3 protein-coding genes are annotated in these 2,151 nt (G+C 59.5%); all 3 read right to left on the bottom strand.

Translation table 11 applies throughout. The features are described 5' to 3' along the window. Positions 1-1,174 (bottom strand): amino acid permease (locus tag ABHR75_RS09815; protein ID WP_346964227.1); only part of this gene is annotated, 1,174 nt, incomplete at its 3' end. A 153-nt stretch (positions 1,175-1,327) separates the two neighbouring features. Next, on the bottom strand, positions 1,328-1,783 hold the full coding sequence (locus tag ABHR75_RS09810; protein WP_346964226.1) for a NanQ anomerase/TabA/YiaL family protein: 456 nt from the start codon (positions 1,781-1,783) through the stop codon (positions 1,328-1,330). 3 nt (positions 1,784-1,786) lie between these two features. Beyond that, positions 1,787-2,151 (bottom strand): beta-galactosidase small subunit-related protein (locus ABHR75_RS09805; RefSeq protein WP_430392727.1); only part of this gene is annotated, 365 nt, incomplete at its 5' end.

Raw genomic sequence — 2,151 nt, 5'->3', positions numbered from 1 at the left:
GCATAAAGTAGGCAAGCAAAATCAGCAGCGGTGGGAGCAGAGCGGTGGCAGCCGTCATGTTGGTGACGATCATGAGCAGGTCGTCGAGGTTACCGGAGCCCAGGGCCGGAATGATCAGGATGGGGACGACGATGGCGAACTGCAGCCAAGCAGCGCGGGCAGGAATGCCATGCTCGTTGAGCTCGACGATCTTGCTACCAAAGACGCCCTTGGGGATCTCGGTGAAGAAGACCTTGATGGGAGCGGAGGTCCACATCATGAGGGAGCCCAGCGTGGCGGCGAGAAGGATCAAGCCGATGGCGCGCGTAGACACTTCCATGGGAATGCCAAAGTGGGCAAAGACAGCGCCGAATACGTCGAAGATACCGGTGGAGATGGCAACGCCGCCCTCGGGGATGAACAGGTTAACCAGCAGCGAAGCGCCTGCATACAGAAGGCCGATGGTCAGGCCGGCGATAACGACGGTGCGCACGAAGGCCTTGACGCCACCCTTAAGGTCGTTAAGGAACACGCCGACAGACTCAGCGCCGCCAACGCCCTGGATGATCCAGGCAAGCGTACCGAAGAAGCCCCACGCAGTTGCGAAGTTGCTCATGTCGGGAGCCATGTTAGCGGGAGTAGGAGCCGTAGCGAACTCAACGCCGCCAAAGGCAGCAGCCAGGGACAGCAGGATGAACACGGCGGTCAGGCCGAGAGCCGCGGTCGAACCGAAGGAGGAAATGGAGCCGATCCACTTAGCGCCCTTGGTCGAAACCCACGTGGCGATAGCAAAGACGACGATCTCGATAATGGTGATCCACAGCTGCGAAAGCTCGGCGTTGGCACCAAAGAACACGTAGCTCGCGTAGATGATGACGTTGGGCAGGACGGACGCAAAGAAGAACAGGTTAACAAACCAGTAGCTAAATGCCGTCAGGAACGCCCAGCGACCACCCATCGAGGTCTTAACCCATGCGTACACGCCAGACTCGGAGTCCTTGTTGAGGCCGACGAACTCGGCGGTAACCAGGGTATAGGGGACAAAGTACAAAAGCGTGGCGAAGAAGAACGACGGCGCAGCTGCCAAGCCGATGGCCGCGTTGTTGTTGATGATGTTCTTGATACCGAACACGGCGGCGACCGTCATGCCCAGCAGAGCGAACGAACCGATCGTTCCTCGTTTTTCAGAGCTCATAAGCCCTCCCAATCATCTATTAAATGTCATCTAAACCCGTCCGAGCAGCAAGTGCAAACACGGACGGCGCACCTGCTAAGGGGAATGGGGAAAAGGGAGTCAACAAAGCCATCCCCCTTAACGGCGCGAAGCAAACGTCCAAACGGACGAATACTACTTGTTGGGGAAGGAATAACCTTCGACCGTCACGTGCAGTACCACGACGCGGGGATCCGAAGCCTCGGCGATAACACGGTAAGCCTCGTCGATCTCGACGACAGCAACGCCGCCGGCGGGAATCGTCACAGTCTCCCCCGTACCCTCAAAGCGCTCGCGATCATCGATATCGCTGTAGGCGCGGGTGCAGGTGAGGCCTGCCTTGGGGGCAACCTCGACAGTCAGGTCGCCGTCGAGCGGGGCGAGCACGGCATGATAGCGACGGTGACCGACCAGATCGGCGGTAGCGGCCTCGCGGGCATAGACCCACCAGTACACCAACGAGTCGCCGATGGAGTAAGCCACGTCGTGCTGCAGATCAGCAACACCATCGAGCGCCTGGCCGGTGCGCATCCACTTCTTGACGGACTTCATCTGAGCGTCGAAATCGGCGCGCGAGTTAAAGACATGCATGGCTTATGCCTCCTTAATGGGTGCCAGCGCCTGAGCCAGATCGGCAGACGTCAGCGGTCGCAGGGACACCTCAAAGCTGAAGCTCTCAAAACGGGTGCGATAGGAATCGAGCACCTCGGAACCCCAAGAGTTCGAGCCAAGGCCGAGCAGCTGGTCGTTGATGTTGACCGTGACCGTATCGCCCTTGACAAGGTCGTAGACGTGCTTGGCGTTATCGATGGCCTCGCAGCTATAGGGCCATGCCGAGAATGAGAACGGGTTGGAGGCGGCGTCAGCCGGACGGGTCACCAGCACGCCGTCGCCATGGCTAGAGCGCAGAGCAACCCAGCGGGTACCCTCGCGGTTGGCGCAGTCCTGAGGCATAACGT

Origin of the sequence: Collinsella aerofaciens (assembly GCF_039752955.1) — a bacterium.
GTDB lineage: Bacteria > Actinomycetota > Coriobacteriia > Coriobacteriales > Coriobacteriaceae > Collinsella > Collinsella aerofaciens_BI.
This window is presented reverse-complemented; position numbering and strand designations above follow the sequence as displayed.

Excerpts from the sequence above, each read along its gene's own strand:
- ABHR75_RS09810 (WP_346964226.1), bottom strand. The coding sequence starts at position 1,783 with ATGCATGTCTTTAACTCGCGCGCCGATTTCGACGCTCAGATGAAGTCC.